This is a genomic window from Alcanivorax sp. HI0083, from assembly GCF_001635175.1.
In genome coordinates this window covers 1-925 of the sequence record NZ_LWFX01001629.1, presented here as the reverse complement: position 1 = coordinate 925, position 925 = coordinate 1, and the positions used below count along the sequence as shown (strand labels likewise).

Below are 925 nucleotides of genomic sequence, written 5' to 3'. Positions count from 1 at the left end.
GACAATTGCCAGGCCGGCAAGTCAGCGGTGCCGTCATCCAGCCCCAGCCGTGAAAGCAAGCCACGGGCGGCAGTCTGTCTCTGCGCCTTGCGACGCCCTGCTTCGCGCTCACAGCGCAGGCGGGAGAAGCTGGCCGCAAGACAAACGTTGTCCACGGCGCTCAGGTAGGGCAGCAAATTGAACGCCTGGAAGATAACCCCCATGTGATCGGCGCGAAAGGCGTCCCGGCGACGCTGGGAGAGCGTAGAAAAAGCCTGGCCGGCAACCTGAACACGCCCGCACTGCATTGGCCGGATGCCGGTAATCAGTGACAGCAGAGTGCTTTTGCCACAGCCACTGGGACCATGAAGCAGCACCCGCTCCCCTGCCTGCAGGGCAAAGTCCGGCACCTGCAAGAAGGGACGAACCTGACCGGGATGGCGGTATTCCAGGCCGTTGAGTTCCAGTACCAAGCCCACTGCGGCATTACTCCAGCGGTATGCGGGTTTCATCCGGCGCCAGACGCAAGGCGTTCTGCCCGGCGGGCAACAGCAACACCACTTCGGTGGTCAGGCTCGAGAAGATGCCCAGAAACGGTAGCTCCACGGCGTTTAATTTTTCAGGAAACGCGCAGGAAAATAACCACTCGTTCTCCACATCTTGGTGGTGACTGTGCGCGTCGTGATCGTGATGATCATGGGAATCATGCGCCTGCTGCTCCGGAAACAGGGTATCCACGGAGCTGATGGAAGCACTGACCGGTTCACACTGTGCAGCCGGCGAAGGCTGTGGCGCCGCCACCTGTGCCAGACGCTTGCCATAACGGGCCCGGGCCGGGGCGTCTGCTGGCGGCTGCTCGGTGCCGAGGATATCCATCAAGGGCGCTCGGAAACGGATTGTCACCTGCTCCCCCTCCACCACCACGGCTGCCTCGGCCAGGCCATGC

General features: G+C 62.5%; 2 protein-coding genes. Both read right to left on the bottom strand.

Translation table 11 applies throughout. From position 1 onward, the window contains the following. Positions 1 to 491: ATP-binding cassette domain-containing protein (locus tag A3754_RS24040; protein WP_156497199.1), on the bottom strand; the 491-nt coding region annotated here is incomplete at its 3' end. Then, the coding region (locus A3754_RS24035; protein ID WP_063521547.1) for a DUF2796 domain-containing protein at positions 466 to 925 on the bottom strand (460 nt) is incomplete at its 5' end. The genes A3754_RS24040 and A3754_RS24035, both read right to left, overlap by 26 nt.